This is a genomic window from Burkholderia sp. HAN2018 (assembly GCF_024704855.1).
In the GTDB taxonomy this organism is placed as follows: domain Bacteria; phylum Pseudomonadota; class Gammaproteobacteria; order Burkholderiales; family Burkholderiaceae; genus Burkholderia; species Burkholderia cepacia.
Map to the genome: position 1 here is coordinate 1 of NZ_QOBB01000533.1, position 852 is coordinate 852.

The 852-nt window shown below is 70.3% G+C and carries 2 protein-coding genes; both read left to right on the top strand.

Features of this window, described 5'->3' with window-relative positions:
* Nucleotides 1–186 (top strand): DUF3619 family protein (locus DPV74_RS41595; protein WP_119339298.1); only part of this gene is annotated, 186 nt, incomplete at its 5' end.
* Nucleotides 187–212: 26 nt separating this feature from the next.
* The coding region (locus DPV74_RS41600) for a DUF3106 domain-containing protein (RefSeq protein ID WP_119339299.1) at nucleotides 213–852 on the top strand (640 nt) is incomplete at its 3' end.

Below are 852 nucleotides of genomic sequence, written 5' to 3' on the forward strand. Positions count from 1 at the left end.
CGCCGCCTGCTGCGCGCGTGGCCGCTGGCGCTGCTGCTCGCGGGGCTCGTCGGCATCGCCTACTGGGAAGACATGCAGCGCACCGCCGAACTCGCCGACATCGACGCGGCGATGCTCAGCGACGACCTGCCGCTCAACGCGTATCTCGATCACGGGTTCAACGCGTATCTGTCGCGTGCGCACTAACAGACAATAACGAGGGGATCGCACGGGTGAGTCAGAAGCGCGGCCTGGCCGTATTTTTCGGATGCGTAATCGCGATCGCCGTTTCCTACGTCGCCACGTACCCACGATTCCACCCGGCCCCCGCGACGCCCACCGCCGCGGCCAACAGCCCTGCCGCGCCCGCATCGGCCGCGACCGGGCTGACCACCGAACTCCCTCCGCTGCCCCTGCCGCTGCCGGCCGCGTCCGGCCCGCTGTCCTGGGCGCGCCTCACGCCGGCGCAACACGCGGCACTCGCGCCGTTCGCCGACCAGTGGGATGGCTTTAGCGACGCACGCAAGCGCAAATGGCTGAAGATCGCGTCGCGTTTCGCGAAGTTGACGCCCGATGATCAAAAGCGCCTGCAGGACCGGATGACCGAATGGGCGCGGATGACGCCCGAACAGCGCCGCGTCGCGCGCGAGAACTACCAGAGTGCGAAGGAGCTGTCCGCGCAGGCGCGCGAGCGGGCCTGGAAGGCGTACCAGCAACTCCCCGAGGAGCAGAAGGAACGTCTCGCGGCCGCCGAGCGCCGCCGCCGGCCGAGCGTCGTCAGCGCGCCGCCGACCGTCGCCGACCGTGACGTCCGTCGCCTCGTCAATTCGCACGATCACGCCGCAAGCGGTGCAGCCACCGCGCCGGCGCCCG